This window comes from Trueperella sp. LYQ141, from assembly GCF_046599555.1.
Lineage (GTDB): Bacteria > Actinomycetota > Actinomycetes > Actinomycetales > Actinomycetaceae > Trueperella.
In genome coordinates this window covers 26,864-44,272 of sequence record NZ_JBKIWQ010000002.1, presented here as the reverse complement: position 1 = coordinate 44,272, position 17,409 = coordinate 26,864, and the positions used below count along the sequence as shown (strand labels likewise).

The 17,409-nt window shown below is 53.7% G+C and carries 15 protein-coding genes; all 15 read left to right on the top strand.

The annotated features are described in order from the left end of the window. The first annotated feature begins 27 nt into the window (after positions 1-27). A complete protein-coding gene (locus ACLHIJ_RS02410) occupies positions 28-1,368 on the top strand; it encodes a replication-associated recombination protein A (RefSeq protein ID WP_411298395.1) in 1,341 nt (446 codons plus the stop codon). A 141-nt stretch (positions 1,369-1,509) separates the two neighbouring features. Beyond that, positions 1,510-2,130: a 30S ribosomal protein S4 gene (gene rpsD, locus ACLHIJ_RS02405; protein WP_411296294.1), complete on the top strand. Its 621-nt coding sequence runs from the start codon at positions 1,510-1,512 to the stop codon at positions 2,128-2,130. Positions 2,131-2,209: 79 nt separating this feature from the next. Then, on the top strand, positions 2,210-4,873 hold the full coding sequence (gene alaS / locus ACLHIJ_RS02400; protein ID WP_411298394.1) for an alanine--tRNA ligase: 2,664 nt from the start codon (positions 2,210-2,212) through the stop codon (positions 4,871-4,873). Positions 4,874-4,876: 3 nt separating this feature from the next. After that, positions 4,877-5,341 carry a Holliday junction resolvase RuvX gene (gene ruvX, locus ACLHIJ_RS02395; protein WP_411296296.1) on the top strand — a complete coding sequence of 155 codons (465 nt, stop codon included), beginning with the start codon at positions 4,877-4,879 and terminating at the stop codon, positions 5,339-5,341. 1 nt (position 5,342) lies between these two features. Next, positions 5,343-6,500 (top strand): endolytic transglycosylase MltG, encoded by a 1,158-nt coding sequence (gene mltG / locus ACLHIJ_RS02390; RefSeq protein ID WP_411296297.1) that lies wholly within the window; start codon positions 5,343-5,345, stop codon positions 6,498-6,500. Between the two features lie 396 nt (positions 6,501-6,896). Then, a complete protein-coding gene (locus ACLHIJ_RS02385; protein WP_411296298.1) occupies positions 6,897-7,442 on the top strand; it encodes a hypothetical protein in 546 nt (181 codons plus the stop codon). An 82-nt stretch (positions 7,443-7,524) separates the two neighbouring features. After that, positions 7,525-8,739 (top strand): chorismate synthase, encoded by a 1,215-nt coding sequence (gene aroC / locus ACLHIJ_RS02380; RefSeq protein ID WP_411296299.1) that lies wholly within the window; start codon positions 7,525-7,527, stop codon positions 8,737-8,739. Continuing rightward, on the top strand, positions 8,740-10,299 hold the full coding sequence (gene aroB / locus ACLHIJ_RS02375) for a 3-dehydroquinate synthase (RefSeq protein ID WP_411298393.1): 1,560 nt from the start codon (positions 8,740-8,742) through the stop codon (positions 10,297-10,299). It abuts the gene before it with no gap. After that, positions 10,296-10,877, top strand: a complete 582-nt coding sequence (locus ACLHIJ_RS02370; protein WP_411298392.1) for a hypothetical protein — start codon at positions 10,296-10,298, stop codon at positions 10,875-10,877. Before aroB ends, ACLHIJ_RS02370 begins: the two co-directional genes overlap by 4 nt. A 106-nt stretch (positions 10,878-10,983) precedes the next feature. Continuing rightward, complete coding sequence (locus ACLHIJ_RS02365) at positions 10,984-12,846, top strand: heavy metal translocating P-type ATPase (RefSeq protein WP_411296302.1); 1,863 nt, start codon at positions 10,984-10,986, stop codon at positions 12,844-12,846. Positions 12,847-13,302: 456 nt separating this feature from the next. After that, positions 13,303-13,860 (top strand): elongation factor P, encoded by a 558-nt coding sequence (efp, locus tag ACLHIJ_RS02360; protein ID WP_411296303.1) that lies wholly within the window; start codon positions 13,303-13,305, stop codon positions 13,858-13,860. Next, the gene (gene nusB, locus ACLHIJ_RS02355) at positions 13,860-14,444 is read left to right on the top strand and encodes a transcription antitermination factor NusB (RefSeq protein ID WP_411296304.1); all 585 of its coding nucleotides are present in this window, start codon (positions 13,860-13,862) and stop codon (positions 14,442-14,444) included. Before efp ends, nusB begins: the two co-directional genes overlap by 1 nt. Before the next feature lie 109 nt (positions 14,445-14,553). Continuing rightward, positions 14,554-15,102, top strand: coding sequence for a bifunctional pyr operon transcriptional regulator/uracil phosphoribosyltransferase PyrR (pyrR, locus tag ACLHIJ_RS02350; protein WP_411296305.1), 549 nt, complete (start codon positions 14,554-14,556; stop codon positions 15,100-15,102). Continuing rightward, entirely contained in the window at positions 15,099-16,064 is a 966-nt protein-coding gene (locus tag ACLHIJ_RS02345) for an aspartate carbamoyltransferase catalytic subunit (protein WP_411296306.1), read from the top strand. Before pyrR ends, ACLHIJ_RS02345 begins: the two co-directional genes overlap by 4 nt. Next, the gene (locus ACLHIJ_RS02340; protein ID WP_411298449.1) at positions 16,065-17,408 is read left to right on the top strand and encodes a dihydroorotase; all 1,344 of its coding nucleotides are present in this window, start codon (positions 16,065-16,067) and stop codon (positions 17,406-17,408) included. Position 17,409: the final 1 nt, after the last annotated feature.

Sequence of the window (17,409 nt, the reverse complement as noted above, 5' to 3'; positions counted from 1 at the left end):
CTTGGGTAGGGTAGTTAGACTTAAAACATGGATCTGTTTGAACAGGCGAGCCTCGATTCTCATGGGGTGCCCCGAGATAGCGGTGCGCCGTTAGCTGTACGAATGCGCCCACAATCACTAGAGGATGTCGTCGGGCAAGAACATCTGTTGGGAGCGGGGCAGCCGTTACGTCGGCTCATTGATCCTTCTTCTGCTAGCTCAGGGGTGCCCAGTTCCGTGTTTTTGTGGGGGCCGCCAGGGGTAGGAAAAACGACTTTGGCGTATCTGGTTGCGCGTCAATCGGGGCGGCGCTTTGTTGAGATTTCGGCAGTTTCTGCGGGTGTGAAGGAGTTGCGTTCGGTTATTGACGAGGCAAAGGCCATATTGGTAACTGATGGTCGGGAGACTGTTCTCTTTATTGATGAGGTGCATCGTTTTTCTAAAGCTCAGCAAGACGTCTTACTGCCCGCCGTAGAAAACGGTTGGGTAATTCTCATTGCTGCCACGACGGAAAACCCCTCTTTTTCGGTGATCTCGCCGTTGCTTTCTCGTTCGCTGCTGCTGACCTTGCAGCCGCTTGCCGATAGTGATGTGAAAAAACTGCTGGATAGAGCCATAGCTGATGAGCGCGGATATGCGGGCACAGTGACGGCTGAGCCGGAGGCGCTTGACCGTATCGTCCGGCTTGCCGGGCATGATGGCAGGCGGGCATTGACCATTTTGGAAGCCGCGGTACAGTCAGATCGCTTGACGGTTGCGCACGTCGATGCTGCTGTCGATAGCTATGTGGGGCGATATGACCGCGACGGCGATCAGCACTATGACGTTATTTCTGCCTTTATCAAATCTATTCGGGGTTCGGATGTGGATGCCGCTTTGCATTATTTGGCGCGAATGCTAGAAGCAGGGGAGGATCCCCGATTTGTTGCGCGCCGGTTGATGATTTCGGCGGCGGAAGATATTGGGATGGCTGATCCGAGTGCATTGCAGACGGCAACTGCGGCAGCACAATCGGTGGCTTTAGTTGGAATGCCGGAGGCGCGAATTATCTTAGGGCAGGCAGTGGTTCATTTGGCTACGGCACCAAAATCTAATCGGGCTTATCTGGCGATTAATCAGGCGATTGCGGATGTGCGCAGTGGTGATATTGGGGCGGTACCAGTGCATTTGCGCGATCAATCGGTCAAAGCCTCACGGATTGCTGCTAAACAAACGGGTCGGGATATGTCGTATCAATATCCGCACGATGACCCGCGCGGGGTGTTATCTCAGCAGTATCTCCCCGATGAATTAGCTGGCCGCCAGTACTATCACCCGACAGAACGAGGTTTCGAGTCGAATATCACGTCGCGCTTGGCGAAGGTGCGAGCGATTTTAGCTGGTGAGTAGTGGTATTGTGGAACGGTTGCTCCGCCGGAGTAGCTATGCCGTAGTGGAAAATCGCTACGGGATACAGGTCCTGGGATCCTAGCCGTTTGTGTTGATCCCGCGCACAATTCGTGCGTGCCATGATGTCGACAGGAGATCTGAATGGCAACGAATCGTTCACGTAAGTCCGTACGTCAGTCGCGTGCTTTGGGTATTGCATTGACCCCTAAGGCTGAGCGCCTCATGCAGCGTCGTCCCTACCGTCCTGGTGAGCATGGTCGTGGTCGGGTTAAGGAATCCGATTACTCGATCCGTTTGAAGGAAAAGCAGCGTCTGCGTGCCCAGTACGGTATTCGCGAAGCTCAGCTCCGTAAGGTCTGGGATGAGGCTCGCCGTGCTGAAGGTCTGTCAGGTGAGAACCTTATCGAGTTGCTGGAAATGCGTATTGACGCTCTGGTTTTGCGTTCCGGCTTTGCTCGCACTATTGCGCAGGCTCGTCAGGTTGTAGTACACCGTCACGTGCTTGTTGATGGAAAGATTGTGGATCGCCCGTCCTACCGCGTTAAGCCCGGTCAGGTGCTCCAGATTAAGCCGCGTTCGCAGACTTCCCCGCAGTTCATGGTAGCGGCTCAGGGGCAGCACGCCGATGTTTTGCCGGCAGTGCCGGATTACCTCAAGGTCGATTTGACCAAGCTGCGTGCTGAATTGGTGCGTCGTCCTAAGCGCGCCGAAGTGCCGGTTACCTGTGACGTCCAGATGGTCGTCGAACACTACTCGCGCTAAATGTCGCAGTACAACGCGCCGCGGTTTTCACCGTGGCGCGTTGTCGTCATAATAAGAGCGTTCTTACAAAGGAAGACTTATGCGTACCTCTGAAATTCGTCGTCGTTGGCTTGATTACTTCCGTGCGCACAACCACCATATTGCGGAATCTGTGCCCTTGGTTTCCCCGGATCCGTCGATCCTTTTCACGATTGCTGGCATGGTACCGTTCATCCCGTACATCGTCGGAACAGAACCAGCCCCATATCCACGGGTGGCGTCGGTGCAAAAATGTATTCGGACTAATGACATTGACAACGTGGGTCGCACAACTCGGCATGGAACGTTCTTCCAGATGTGTGGCAACTTCTCCTTTGGTGATTACTTCAAGCAGGGAGCTATTGATCTTGCCTTTGGTCTGTTGACCTCGCCGGAAACTGAAGGCGGCTACGGGCTGGATAAAGACCGGCTTTGGGTGACGATCTGGGATCAGGATGACGTCTCCTATGAGCATCTGACCTCAGTGGTGGGCTTAGATCCGCGCCATATTGTGCAGTTACAACGAGAAGAGATTTTCTGGTCTACTGGTCAGCCAGGTCCTGCAGGAAGCTGTGCAGAGATCCACTATGATCGCGGTCCAGAGTTTGGCCCAGAAGCTGTCGGAGGTACAGTCGATCCGGGTGGGGATCGTTACTTGGAGATCTGGAACCTCGTTTTTGATGAGTTTTTGCGCGGTGAAGGGACGGGTAATGACTACCCACTCCTAGGCAAGCTCGACCAAACCGCCATTGATACGGGAGCTGGTCTAGAACGTATCGCCTATCTCTTACAAGATAAGACGAATATGTACGAGATCGACGAAGTATTCCCCGTCATTGCTGCAACCCAGGAGCTCACGGGCAAGGTGTACGGTGCAGATCGGGAAGATGACGTGCGGATGCGTGTCATCGCAGACCATATCCGTTCTGCATTGATGTTGATTGGCGATGGCGTGCGCCCTGGTAATGACGGTCGGGGATATGTGTTGCGCCGAATTATTCGTCGTGCGGTTCGAGCTGTTCGATTATTAGGGGTTGACGAAGTAGCGTTGCCGCACCTATTGCCGGTGTCAATGACGGCAATGAAGGATTCCTATCCAGAGCTAGAAGCGCAATTCGATGCGATCGCCCAGGTGGGATACCAAGAAGAAGAGACGTTCCGGCGTACCTTGGAATCGGGCACACAAATTTTTGATGTTGCTGTTGCTCAGGCCAAACAGGAGCACAAGCCAGTAGCTGGAAGTGCTGCTTTCGCTTTGCATGATACCTATGGTTTCCCGATTGATCTGACCTTGGAGATGGCTCGAGAGGCAGGCGTTGAGGTTGATGAAGCCGGTTTCCGTGAGCTGATGACGGAGCAGAAAGCTCGGGCACGTGCCGATGCCCTAGCAAAGAAAACTGGTCATGTTGACGCCACGGTGTATCACCAGATTTTTGATACTGCTGGTGGCGCTACCCAATTCCTGGGATACACCGAGTCCAGCGCTGAGGGGCGCGTCGTTGCGATGTTGCGTGACGGGCAGTCCGTTCCCGTTGTGGAAGCGCCAGCCGATGTGGATATCATCTTGAATCAGACCCCGTTCTGGGCTGAGCAAGGTGGCCAGTTAGCAGATCATGGCACTATTTCGACGGCGGCAGGCGGCCTGCTTCAGGTTGATGATGTGCAAATGCCGATTAAAGGCTTGTTTGTTCATCGAGCGCGGCTCACTGAGGGGAGCGTTGCGGTGGGTGATACCGCTTTTGCTCAGATTGATGTGGATCGTCGTCAGCAAATCGCTCGGGCGCATACCTCAACGCACATGATCCACCAGGCGCTTCATGAGTTCCTCGGAGATCAGGCAACCCAGGCAGGTTCAGAGAACGCTCCTTCGCACCTGCGTTTCGATTTCCGTCATGGTTCAAGTATTCCGGCTGATGTTTTATCGAATATTGAAACGCGAGTAAATGAACGCCTGCAAGAGAACCTGGCAGTAACAGATGAGATCATGAGCCTGGAGGCGGCCCGTAAGCAAGGCGCTATGGCTCTGTTCGGGGAGAAATACGGCAACGAGGTGCGTGTCGTTTCTATCGGTGGCGATTGGTCCAAGGAACTATGTGCCGGTACGCATGTAGCGCAGACGGGTGCTATTGGGCTGGTGACCGTCCTAGGTGAATCCTCTATTGGCTCAGGTGTTCGCCGTATTGAAGCTCTGGTTGGGCAGGGGGCATACGCTTCCGGGGCGAAGGAACGCGCGCTTCTTTCGCAGCTAACATCGTTGACGCGGGTGCGCAGTGAAGAATTACCAGAGCATATCAGCGCCTTACTTGGAAAATTGAAGACCGCTGAAAAGGAGATTGCTAAGCTTCGCCAGGAGCGTTTGCTGGGATCACTCGATAGTATTCTCGCGCAGCGCAAGACTATCAATGGTGTCACCGTAATCGCCCATCATCTTGGTGAAGCAACTGCGGATGAATCCCGCCAGGTGGTAACTCGGTTGCGGGAAATGCTGGGGGCAGAACCTGCGGTAGTTGCGCTGACGGCAGTGGCAAATGATCGCCCGACGATTGTTATCGCAACGAATGAGGCCGCCCGTGAACGCGGTATTCAGGCAGGGGCGTTAGTCGGTATTGCGGCAAAGGTATGTGGCGGCGGCGGTGGCGGTCGGCCAGATATGGCCCAAGGTGGAGGAAGCCGTCCGGATCAGGTTAACGCAGCCTTAGAGACCGTCTGCGCGGCGATTGGATGATACATGCGATCAGGGGCGCGTATCGGGGTTGACTTGGGAGATCGTCGGATCGGAATCGCTCGCTGCGATGCTGAGGGCATTATCGCGATGCCGGTGGCGACGATTGACCGAGGCCGCGGAGATATTCGAAAAGTCGTCCAGATTATTAAGGAATCCGACGCAATCGAAGTGATTGTGGGTCTGCCGCGTAATATGGATGGATCTGAGGGAGAGTCTGCGCGCAAGGTTCGGTATTGGGCTGGTCTGCTATCACGCACCTTAGGTACACTTCCCGTTAGAATGGTTGACGAACGCCTATCAACGGTACAAGCACATCGGCATTTGCATGAGGCTGGGCGGCGCGAAAAGTCGTTCCGTTCAGTTGTCGATCAGCAGGCTGCCGTCATCATTTTGGATGATGCACTGGCCTATGAACGAGCAAACGGATGCGCTCCTGGTGAGCTAGTAGAACAAGCGATGGAGGAGTAGCGTGTCGGAATTTTTTGAGAAGTTACCCGATACGAAGGCTCGTAAAGAGCGAGCAAAGTCCAACCGGACATCGCGCAAGCGTACTGGTAAGAAGTATGCGCAGACTTTGACCGTCCTGGTTGTCGCCGTATTCTTTATCTGTTTCTCGCTGTCGATTGCTTGGCCACACGTTAGCTCAATGTTGCATTCACATGGTGCAGATGATTATCAGGGAGAAGGCAGCGGCGAGGTGATTGTGACGATCCCTTCGGGTGCTACAGGTACGGATATTGCCAATCTCCTTGTGGAGAATGACGTTATCAGCTCGGCGGGGGCTTTTATTGAGGCATTCAATCGGGAACCCCGGGCCGCCTCGATTCAGCCGGGATCGTATTCTTTGCGTCAACAGATGTCGGCGACCGCTGCGCTGGCGGCGCTGCTGAGCAATGCGAATCGGGCAGATTACACGGTGACTGTGCCGGAGGGCTTCACCGTCAAACAGGTGGCTGATCGGCTCGTCAACGTCATGGGCTATAACTCGCAAGATGTTGAGAAGGCATTAGCAGATACCGTAGCATTAGGGCTTCCTGCAGAGGCGGGAGGTCACCTAGAAGGGTGGATTGCTCCTTTAACGTACACCTTCGATGCAACGACCACAGCTCAAGAGGCGCTGCGTCAAATGGTCAGCGAGCGAGTTAACGAACTGTCGAAGTCTGGTATTGATCGCGGGCAGTGGCAGCGGATTCTCACTATTAGCTCGATTGTTGAGCGAGAGGTGAGCTGGCCACAATACTACGGGCAGGTGGCTCGGGTTATCGAGAATCGTCTGGTGGATACCACTCAGATTCATGGTCGCTTGCAGATGGATTCCACCGTCTTGTATGGCGTTGGGAAGACGGGTGGTGTTCCAACACAGGCTGATCTGGAGAACAATAATCCCTATAACACGTATATCAATGCGGGATTGCCGCCAGCGCCCATCTCCAATCCAGGGATTGACGCAATCCGTGCCAGTGTGAATCCGCCAGCAGGTAATTGGCTCTATTTTGTGACGGTCAATTTGGAAACCGGAGAAACGAAGTTTTCTGCCTCCCTTGATGAGCACAATGCTAATGTGGCTCAACTGCGATCGTGGATTGATGCCCATCCGAATTATGGGCAGTCAAACTCGGAAAAATAATCTCATAATTAAAACTGTTGAGCGCTGTGCTGATGATTCTTTTTTCGGCACAGCGCTGTGTTTTTGTTGGGATAATCCCACGGCAACAGAATGTGCCCTCTAGCCCGAATTCGTGCTATAACCCCAGTATTTAGCCAAAAATATCAGATTATTGGATGATTTCTGCTGAGCTGGCTTGTGGCTTTCGGCGTCAGACAGACGGAAAAGAGAAAGCACCGTCACCGTGGGGATGCAGATAAAAATGCCGCCCATCGCTATGGCATAACACATGGAAAGGAGCCATAGCCTATCTGCCCCTGCATCTTAAATAGTGAATGATCGTATCCGTGTTGTGGAAGATATATTGCCTGTGGATTCATGAGTGTGGGGCATGGCAAGCGTCATAGTCTCAGCCTCATGACATCTCATCCACTCTTTTTATCGACATTGACTAATCGGCGTGCCATTGTCATGGCATTGTGCGTTGCCAGTATCACCTATGGGGTAGTGTTCTGGCGCACTGCAGATCAGGTTCGAGCCATCTGGGCCTTGGCGTTTTATATTCCAGTCGTTTTTAATGCGTGGATTGACGCGCGAACGCATCAGCTTGTTGTGAATTGGACGCATTTAGCAGGAGGCATTGCGTTGAGTTATGCCTTGGTCCGTCCGAATATATATGCGTTACCCATTGCGCTTATAACAGGAATATTTTTCGGAGGAATCGTTCGGCTCTCACATGGGCGCCTATTGGGCGCCGGAGATGCGCGCCTTATGACGGTATTGGCAGGGTGGCATGCTTTGTTATGGCTGTGGAGTCCGTTGTGGCTTTTGCTTGGTTCGTTCACAGCTCACGTTGTTTACGTCTTAGGATGGTCAATCTTCCGTCCTTTCGCGTTCCGGCGCGATCACGCTTTCGGTCCCTGGCTGGTCGGGGTATCGTGGATTTTGACGTGCGTAGCATAACGGAAGATACGGGCTGTTCGCTGATCTCTTTCTCATGCAAGACGTAATGGGCATCTGTCACGCTATCTGCCACAATAGATACATGATTCGATGGAGTACTGCTGGGGAATCACATGGTCGATCACTGATCGCTTTGCTGGAAGGCATGCCAGCAGGCGTATCCATCACCAGCGATGATATCCGCCATGCGCTGTGGCGTAGACGCCTTGGTCATGGTCGGGGAGCACGTCAAGCCTTTGAAGCCGACGAGGTAAAGATTCTCAGCGGAATCCGGCATGGATATACCTTGGGATCTCCCATTGCGATCGAAATAGGCAATTCAGAATGGGAAAAATGGACCATCGTCATGAGTCCAGATCCAGTTGATCCGCAGGATCTACTTATCGATGCCGGAACGGGCGATGAGCGGGAAATGGCTAGGAATAAGCCATTAACGCGGCCACGACCGGGGCATGCCGACTTAGTGGGGATGAATAAGTACGGTTTTGATTCGGCTCGCCCCATTTTAGAGCGCGCCTCGGCGCGAGAAACGGCAGCTCGGGTAGCGCTTGGAGAATTAGCTAAACAGTTACTACGCCAAAGCGTCGGTATTGATATTGCCTCCCATGTTGTAGAAGTCGGGTCGGTAGCAGCTCCAGAAGGGATTGCATTGCCGACGGCTAATACTTGTGAACAATATGATGCCAGCCCGGTACGGCAGACAGATCCAGAGCTAATGGCGGCATTTTGCCAAGAAATAGATGCGGCAAAAGCGGCTGGGGATACCTTAGGCGGCGTTGTTGAGGTTGTCGCGTGGGGAGTACCGCAAGGTCTGGGGACGCACACTCGCGCCCAACAGCGCCTTGATGCGCAACTTGCGGGGGCCTTGATGTCCATCCAGGCAGTTAAAGGTGTAGAGATCGGGGATGGTTTCCGTTCAGCACGCCGCCGAGGATCCGTTGCTCACGATGAGATAGTTCGTCGTGATGGCAAAGTGCAGCGAACAACGAATCGCGCTGGAGGTATTGAAGGCGGGATGTCCAATGGTGAGCCAATCGTCCTGCGCGCTGCTTTTAAGCCGATTTCCACTGTTCCGCGGGCTTTAGCGACGATTGATACCAGCACAGGTGAGGCAGCACGGGCATTACATCAGCGTTCTGATACAACTGCGGTAGTTCCGGGGGCGGTTATCGCTGAGGCGATGGTGGCTCTTGTGCTTGCTGAAGCATTGGTCGATAAATTTGGGGGAGATTCGCTACCGGAAATTCAACGCAATGTTGCCTCGTGGTGGCAGTCAATCCCAGTGGAGCGTAAATAAATGCTGGCGGTCATCATTGGAATGCCGGGGGCCGGTAAGTCAACGGTGGGTCGCCATGCGGCACAGAATCTGGGCGTGGAGTTTGCAGATTCTGACGAGCTAATCGTCAAGCGATATAGGCGCTCCGTGCCGCAGATATTTGCCGAATTAGGGGAGAGCGGATTTCGCCGGATAGAAGCAGAAACCATCGCATGGGCCTGCGAGCATTTTTCTGGGATCCTTGCCTTGGGCGGTGGAGCAGTTCTGCACCCTGATACACGTCAGATGTTGGCCGGGCAACGGGTTATTCTCATCGAAGCAACGGATGAGGAATTGATTCGGCGGGTATCGAAATCGCGCACTGTGCGCCCACTTTTGAAACATAATCCAGCCCAAGCTATTCGAAAACTGCGTAGGGAACGGTCAACGATTTATCATCGGGTGGCGAGCCATGTTGTTCTTTCTGATGCTCATCCAGTAGCGCATGTTGTTGATGAGGTGGTCAAGCTGTTGGAAAAAGATGTATGCCGAATTGAGGTAGGCGGCCCGCGCCCTTATGACGTCATTATCGGCCATAATCTGCTCTCTTATGTCGTCCGTCAGGCAGCGCAATATGCCAATACCCTGGTGGTCTATAGCGAAGATCTGCAGGAGTATGCGCGCGAGCTATCTACAGAGCTGACTATTGCTGATATTCCCCATGCACAATTCCGGATTCCGACGGGGGAACGGTGTAAAACTGTCGATATTCTGGCGGCTGGCTGGCATGCGGCAGGGCAGGCTGGAATTAGTCGAGATGGCGTTATTATTGCCATCGGGGGTGGAGCGACAACAGATCTCGCCGGCTTTATTGCGGCAACCTGGTTGCGCGGTATCGCGGTTATCCATGTGCCTACCTCTTTGCTGGCGATGGTTGATGCGGGTATCGGCGGAAAAACCGGGATTAATGTCGAACATGGTAAGAATCTCGTAGGAGCTTTCCACCCGCCAGCGGCAGTTATTTGTGACGTCGATACGCTATCAACACTGCCGGAAGCGGAATTGCGTGCCGGTATGGGAGAAGTTGTTAAGTGCGGATTTATCGCCGATCCAGTGATAACTGAAATCGTAATGCGTCCAGATTTCACTATGCGTGGGCCGGAATTAATGGAACTTATCGTCCGAGCAGTTCGGGTAAAGGCAGAGGTCGTAAGCGAAGATCTGCACGAGCAAGGGCGCCGCGAGATATTGAATTATGGTCATACCCTGGCTCATGCGATTGAATTGTCATCGCATTACACGGTTCGGCATGGGGAAGCGGTTGCAATTGGGTGCGTCTTTGCCGCTGAGTTAGCTAGCGCGGCGGGGATTGCTCCACCGGAGTTAGCGAATATGCATCGCGAGGTTATCCAACGTGTGGGTCTGCCTATCTCATATCACGGGGTTCCCCGTTATGAGCTTCTTGCGATCATGCATGCCGATAAGAAAGTACGCAAGGGGCAATTACGCTTCGTGGTTCTCGATGATGTTGCTAAGCCGCGCATTATGACTGATCCGCATCGAGATCTCCTCGATGCTGCCTTTGCGGGGGTTGGTTTGTGAGTCTGCTTGTTTTTATCGGGGTGCCGGGGGCAGGAAAGCGCTCTATCGTTGGCCAGTTGTCTCAGTATGGATACATGGGCTGCGACGTGGAGACGGCAACGGCGGCCCGTCTACACGTTCCGGTTTCCCAGATGTATCTTGAGTGCTCTGCGGCTGAGCGCGCGACTGCGACTGTTGCAGTGCTCGAAGAACTTTATGCTGATATTCGCCAGGCTCCGGATCAACGTTTCTGTTTGGCACTTCCGCCGAAGGTCTGCGGGTGTGTAGGGGAAAAAGACGAAGTGCACGACCCTTATGCGGCGTTGCGAGCACAGCTTGTAGCGCAGGCCTCGGAGGTCATCTGGCTTCAGGCTGAGCTATCGACGCTGATGACGCGCAATGCGCTTATTGGTATGCGTTCCGCGCTATTTATCATGCCGCGTAAAGAATTTCGTTTGCTCTCTGAGGCCTATGCCCCGATTTTTGAGGAGCTATCGACAGCCCAATACGATACGACGCACAGCAGTGTGGCACAGGCGACCCAGGAGATTTTAGAACAGCTTCATATTGAGTGTGAGCACAGCTCAATTACAGATTAATGACGCTATAACGAGGATATTCGCGAGTAACCTTGCTTAGCCTAGGCTTCGCTAGGGGAGCCTCACCTTCGTTGTTATTGGAGTCATTCCAAAATAGCATGAGGGTGTGCTAAAGAGTTTTATTTCCCGTTACCCCTTAGTTGTGCTAGTTGCGCTCACTGCAGTGATTGGTGTGCTGCTGAGCTTTGGGGCGCCAGCGGCGACGCGCCCACTCGTTTCGATCGTGGCTGGCGGCATTGCCCTGGCACAGGCCAAAGGGATGATTGATACCTTACGGGACGGGAATTTCGGCATTGATCTGCTTGCTGTAACAGCCATCTGCTCTACCTTGATTGTGGGAGAATACTGGGCAGCGCTCGTCGTATGCTTAATGCTAACCGGCGGAGAAGCACTGGAAGACTATGCTGAAAGCCGCGCAGGTGCGGAACTGACCGCACTGTTGGAAGGCGTGCCAACAACGGCATACCGACGCGAAGCCGACGCTGTTATCCCCATAGATATTGAGGACGTCCGTATCGGGGATCGCCTCGTTGTTCGACCACATGATACTGTGCCGGTAGATGGAATTTTAACCTCAGATCTGGCGATATTAGATGAAAGCCAATTGACTGGTGAGGCCCTTCCGGTGGAACATCGCGCGGGGGATGTGATTTTGTCAGGATCGCTGAACGGGGCAGAGTCGATTGACATGACGGCCCAATCTACGGCTGCCGATTCGCAATATCAGCGTATCGTCATGCTTGTTAATGAAGCTCGCGAATCTCAAGCTCCTTTCGTTCGGCTTGCTGATCGGGTTGCGGTACCTTTCACTATTTTTGCGTTAGTTTTAGCGGGAGCAGCCTGGGCGCTCAGCGGGCAGGCAGTGCGTTTTGCTCAAGTACTTGTTGTAGCCACGCCGTGTCCACTGATTATTGCCGCTCCGGTGGCATTCATGGCGGGAATGTCGCGAGCAGCCCGAACGGGCATGATCGTCAAAAACGCGGGAACGATTGAAAAAATTGCGGCAGTACATTCAATTGCTTTTGATAAGACGGGGACGCTGACGGCAGGGGCGGCACGTATTCGCCAGATTCGAGCCAATGGCATGGATAGTACGGAACTGTTGCGGTATGCAGCCAGCGCGGAGGCATATTCGTCCCATCCTCTTGCGCAAACTATCGTCAGTGCGTACTGCGGAGAACGGATAGAACCAGAAAATGTCCAAGATATTCCTGGTCAAGGGGTGTGTGCTACAGTATCCGGTCGCGCTGTTCGGGTAGGAAAATACGGCTTCGTTGTGGATGGTCTGACGTCAGAGCAGGCAATACGAACCGTGACGTCAGATGATAGCGGGCGATCAGAGATTTTCGTCAGTATAGACGGGCAGTTACGCGGTGAGATTGAGCTAGTCGATCCGATCCGCCCTGAGACGCCAGCAACCTTAGATATTTTGCGCCACATGGCAGGTATTGAATATACGGTGATGCTCACTGGTGATACTCGCCCAGCAGCGCAACGGGTAGCGCGCAATATCGGTATCTGCGAGATTCATGCTGAACTATTGCCAGAAGATAAGGTGCGCACAGTCCAGCAAACCGAGCCAGGTCGGGTGATGATGGTCGGTGATGGCGTCAATGACGCGCCAGTTCTTGCCGTTGCTGATGTCGGCGTTGCTATGGGGGCGCGCGGTTCTGCTGCTGCCGTTGAATCGGCGGACGTCGTAATTATGCATGACGATTTAATGCGGATTCCTCGTCTGCTCCTGTTAGGGCGGCAAACAATGCGTATTGCCTGGCAGGCAATCGGTATTGGGGTGAGCTTCTCGATCATCTTGATGTGCCTTGGGGCGGTGGGGGTTTTGCCGGCGTTTGCCGGGGCATGGTCCCAAGAATTAGTGGACTTGGCCTGTATCCTGTGGGCGTTACGAGCCTCGCGCAGTTCTCGTCAGGAAAAGGAACTTTCCACCTATAGCCATGAGCTATGTGCATGAACCTATCGCAGAGCCGGAGTACTCGAAGCTGGTTTTCTGGCTGCCGAGCGGAAAATAGCTGCGGAATATCTCAAGAATATCTCAAGAGAATATTGACGCTCTTTTCCTGACGAGGCCATAGCGGGAGCAGTAAAACGGGAGATTTCCTCTGCAATATATGAACTTCTGGCATATAACAGGCTCGCATAACTCTGCCTTTTAGTAAGAACGGCCCTATCGTATAACTGCGATCTGAAATGGCGGAACACGTGAAAATGACAGGCTTTCCGTGTGATGTAGGGGGAAACGGGAGAGCGTGTAGCGTTTCATAGTCGTTCTACTGTGTGTTTATCAGGTGTTCGATATATCCTGATAGCGGCGAAGCCAGTGCACGATGGCTCAGCCGGATAGCCTGAGCTCCGGTAGAAAGCCGTGCAGCACCTCGGCTGAAGAACGACAATAAGATTAAGGACGAACGTGGCAACTACGAATGATCTGAAGAACGGCATGGTCCTCAAGCTGGATAACCAGCTCTGGCAGGTAGTCGAATTCCAACACGTTAAGCCTGGTAAAGGGCCGGCTTTCGTGCGGACGAAGTTGCGCAACGTGCTCTCCGGTAAGAATGTTGACCGCACGCTAAACGCCGGTGTGAAGGTAGAGACGGCGACGGTTGATCGTCGCGATATGCAATACCTGTATAACGACGGTGAAGATTACATCTTCATGGATATGGAAAGCTACGAGCAGCTTCCGGTTTCTGCCGAGACTGTCGGTAACGCGAAGAACTTCATGCTGGAAAACCAGACAGTGATTGTTGCTATGTACGAAGGGCAGGTCCTCTTCGTCGAATTACCGGCCTCTGTGGTATTGGAAGTGACTTTCACCGAGCCAGGGCTGCAGGGCGACCGTTCGAATGCAGGTACGAAGCCCGCCACCTTGGAGACGGGCTATGAGATCCAGGTCCCGCTGTTCCTTGAGCAGGGAACCAAGATCAAGGTTGATACTCGTACTGGCGATTACATCTCTCGCGCCTAATGTCTCGACCACACGCGAATCGACCCGGACGTAAAGGGCGCTCACTGCAACGGCATAAGGCGCTCGACGTCCTATTTGAAGCAGATGCCCGCCAGGTAGATCTTGCGCAGTTACTGACGCAACGTACACAGATCAGCACCCATCAAGTCCCTATCGGGGAATACGGTGTGGCTATCGTGCAGGCGTATCTGGATAACAGTGCTGATGTCGATTCAATGATTGAAGCGGCCTCTCCAGCGTGGTCCTTGGATCGTATGAGCATGGTCGATCGCAACCTATTGCGGATGGGGGCAACCGAGATGATGTTTCTCGGTGTCGATGCCCCCATCGCGATTACCGAAATCGCGTCGTTGGCACGCGATTTCTCCTCTGACTCTTCCGTGGGATTTACCATGGGAGTGCTGAATCGAATCTGTGAGATTCGAGCCGGCGAAACGGCTGGGCTAACTGAGAAATGCACCGATAATGATGGAGATGACATATCGGAGGCAGATTTTCAGGCTGATTCCTCAGCAGTTTCAGCCTCTCTCGATGAATCAGATGCAACAGCAGGCGATAAACTCCCTGATACTCCTGAGGAATAACGAGTACAGATGAGCTGACGCCTACGAGCAATCTGGTTCGTATCGGGCGAAATAATACAATTGCATATCTCCTTTAAATTCGTCCAGTGAGGCGGGAAAGGAACATAATATGGCGGACAAGCGCGTCCTCGATGCGGGTGACATCACCCGATCTTTGCGGCGCATCTCTTATGAGATCATTGAACGGCATCATTGCATTGATGATTGCGTGATTCTCGGTATTCCAACTCGTGGAGTGCCCTTGGCTCAGCGTCTGGCGCAGATGTTATCCCAAGCCAGTGGTACTTCGGTGGCAGCCGGCCAACTCGACATTACGATGTACCGTGATGACCTGGCACAACAGCCTACTCGGGTGCCACATTCGACCATCATCCCACCGTCAGGAGTAACTGGAAAGACGGTTATTCTCGTTGATGATGTACTTTTTTCAGGGCGCACAGTGCGGGCAGCCTTAGACGCTCTAGTTGATGTGGGGCGTCCAGCAGCGATCCAACTAGCAGTACTGGTGGATCGCGGGCATCGTGAGCTGCCGATAAGGGCAGATTACGTCGGGAAAAATCTGCCGACGGCGCGAGACGAAAACGTTCTGGTAAAGCTCGCTGATATTGACGGCGAAGACGCGGTGCTATTGAGCTCGGCAGAATCGAGACTGCCGTGAAACATCTATTAGACTGCACCCAGTTATGCCGCGAAGAAGCACTTGAAATTCTGGATATTGCACAGGAAATGGCTGCTTCGCAAGACCGCCCGCACAAGAAATTACCCACCCTGCGTGGCAAACTCGTTGCGAACCTATTTTTTGAAAATTCCACCCGTACCCGATTGTCCTTTGAAACAGCGGCGAAACGCCTCAGTGCTGATGTGCTGACGTTTACCGCTTCCGGATCGTCGGTGGCTAAAGGGGAATCCCTGAAAGATACCGCCTTGACCTTGGCAGCAATGGGCGCCGATGCGTTCATTATTCGGCATAGCTCCTCAGGTGCGGCGGCCCGTTTAGCACATGCTGGTTGGGTAGATATTCCCGTCATCAATGCTGGAGACGGAACCCACGCCCATCCCACTCAGGCTTTGCTCGATGCCTTCACGGTGCGTCAACATCGGTATCCGCAGGAACCAAAAGGGCGCGATCTTAACGGAGTGCATGTGGTAATCGTCGGGGATATTCTTCATTCTCGGGTGGCTCGCTCAAATGTGGAACTCCTGCACACCCTCGGGGCAGAAATCACTTTGGTTGCCCCGCCGACGCTACTTCCCTCGGCAATGACGCAATGGCCAGTAAACGTCACGTATGACCTGGACGCAGCTCTCGCCTCAGCACCCGATGCCGTGATGATGTTGCGGGTACAAAAAGAACGAATGTTAGCAGCCGGGGGAGGATATTTTCCCTCGGCTTTTGAATATCACCGATTGTATGGTCTGACTCCGCAGCGGCTGGCGCACATGGATCGCCGCACAATTATCATGCACCCTGGCCCAATGAACCGCGGTTTAGAGATCTCGGCAGAAGCTGCTGACTGCTCACAGTCTGTGGCCGTGCGGCAGGTTGCCAACGGAGTTGCCATTCGTATGGCGGTGCTATACGCCCTGCTAGCTCAGGGATCTGAAACGGAAGGACGATAGATAGCAATGTTTTATGTGAAGAATATTGCCCCGTACGGCGAAGAACTATGTGATCTGCGAATTGCCAACGGGCGGATTGCTGGCATTTATCCTGCTGGTTCAGATAACAACGAGGCAGGAGACGAGGTTATTGATGGACGCGGATATATTGCTTTGCCGGGCCTGGTCGATCTGCACACTCATTTACGCCAACCTGGGCGCGAAGGCGCCGAGACGGTCTTAACAGGCTCGCGAGCAGCGGCTCGTGGCGGTTATACCTGTATTCACGCCATGGCTAATACCGATCCGGTTCAGGATACCGCTGGTGTAGTTGAACAGGTCTACAACCTGGGAAGAGAAGCTGGACTGACGCAGGTGCGGGTAGTGGGCGCCGTCTCTGCTGGATTACAGGGAGAAAAACTGGCGGAACTGGGAGCTATGCACGCCTCGGCTGCACAGGTGAATTACTTTTCGGATGACGGTCAGTGTGTTGCCGATCCGGTACTCATGCGCCGCGCTTTGGAATACGTCAAAGCCTTTGACGGGGTTATTGCGCAACATGCACAAGATCCACGGTTGACGCAGGGGGCGCAGATGCATGAGGGCTGTGTTTCAGCCCGTATTGGGCTCGCTGGCTGGCCGGCGGTTGCCGAAGAATCAATCATTGCCCGAGATTGTTTACTCGCTCAACACGTTGATTCTCGCTTGCACGTCTTACATGCCTCAACTCGCGGTTCGGTAGAGCTGATTCGTTGGGCAAAATCTCAGGGGATTCGCGTCACGGCGGAGGCAACGCCGCATCATCTGTCTCTCGATCACAGTGAGGCTGAATCCTATGATCCGCTTTTCAAAGTCAATCCACCGTTGCGTACCAGGGAGGATATTGCAGCACTGCGCGCCGGACTCGCGGATGGCACAATCGATACGGTTGGAACGGATCACGCGCCACATCCCGCCGAGTCGAAAGACTGTGAATGGTCGGCCGGTTCCTTTGGAATGACGGGGTTAGAAACGGCGTTAAGCGTCATTCATGAGACGATGGTTGATACCGGATTGTTGGATTGGCGTGGTGTTGCGCGGGTAATGAGCGAGAATCCAGCCCGTATTGCCGGTTGCGATAACCAAGGGCGCCCGATTGCTGTGGGCGAGCCAGCTCATCTGGTTATCTACAATCCGAATATTCGATATGTCGTCGATCCGGCAAAACAGGCAACGAAGTCTGCCAACTGCCCGTGGCGTGGTCGGGAATTGACCGGGCAGGTTGTGTACACATTCTACGAGGGGCGTCTGGTCGTGCGTGAGGGTGCAGTTGTTGCCCCTGAATCCCAGGGCTCTGATCTTCATGGCGAGGGAAAGGAAAACTGAG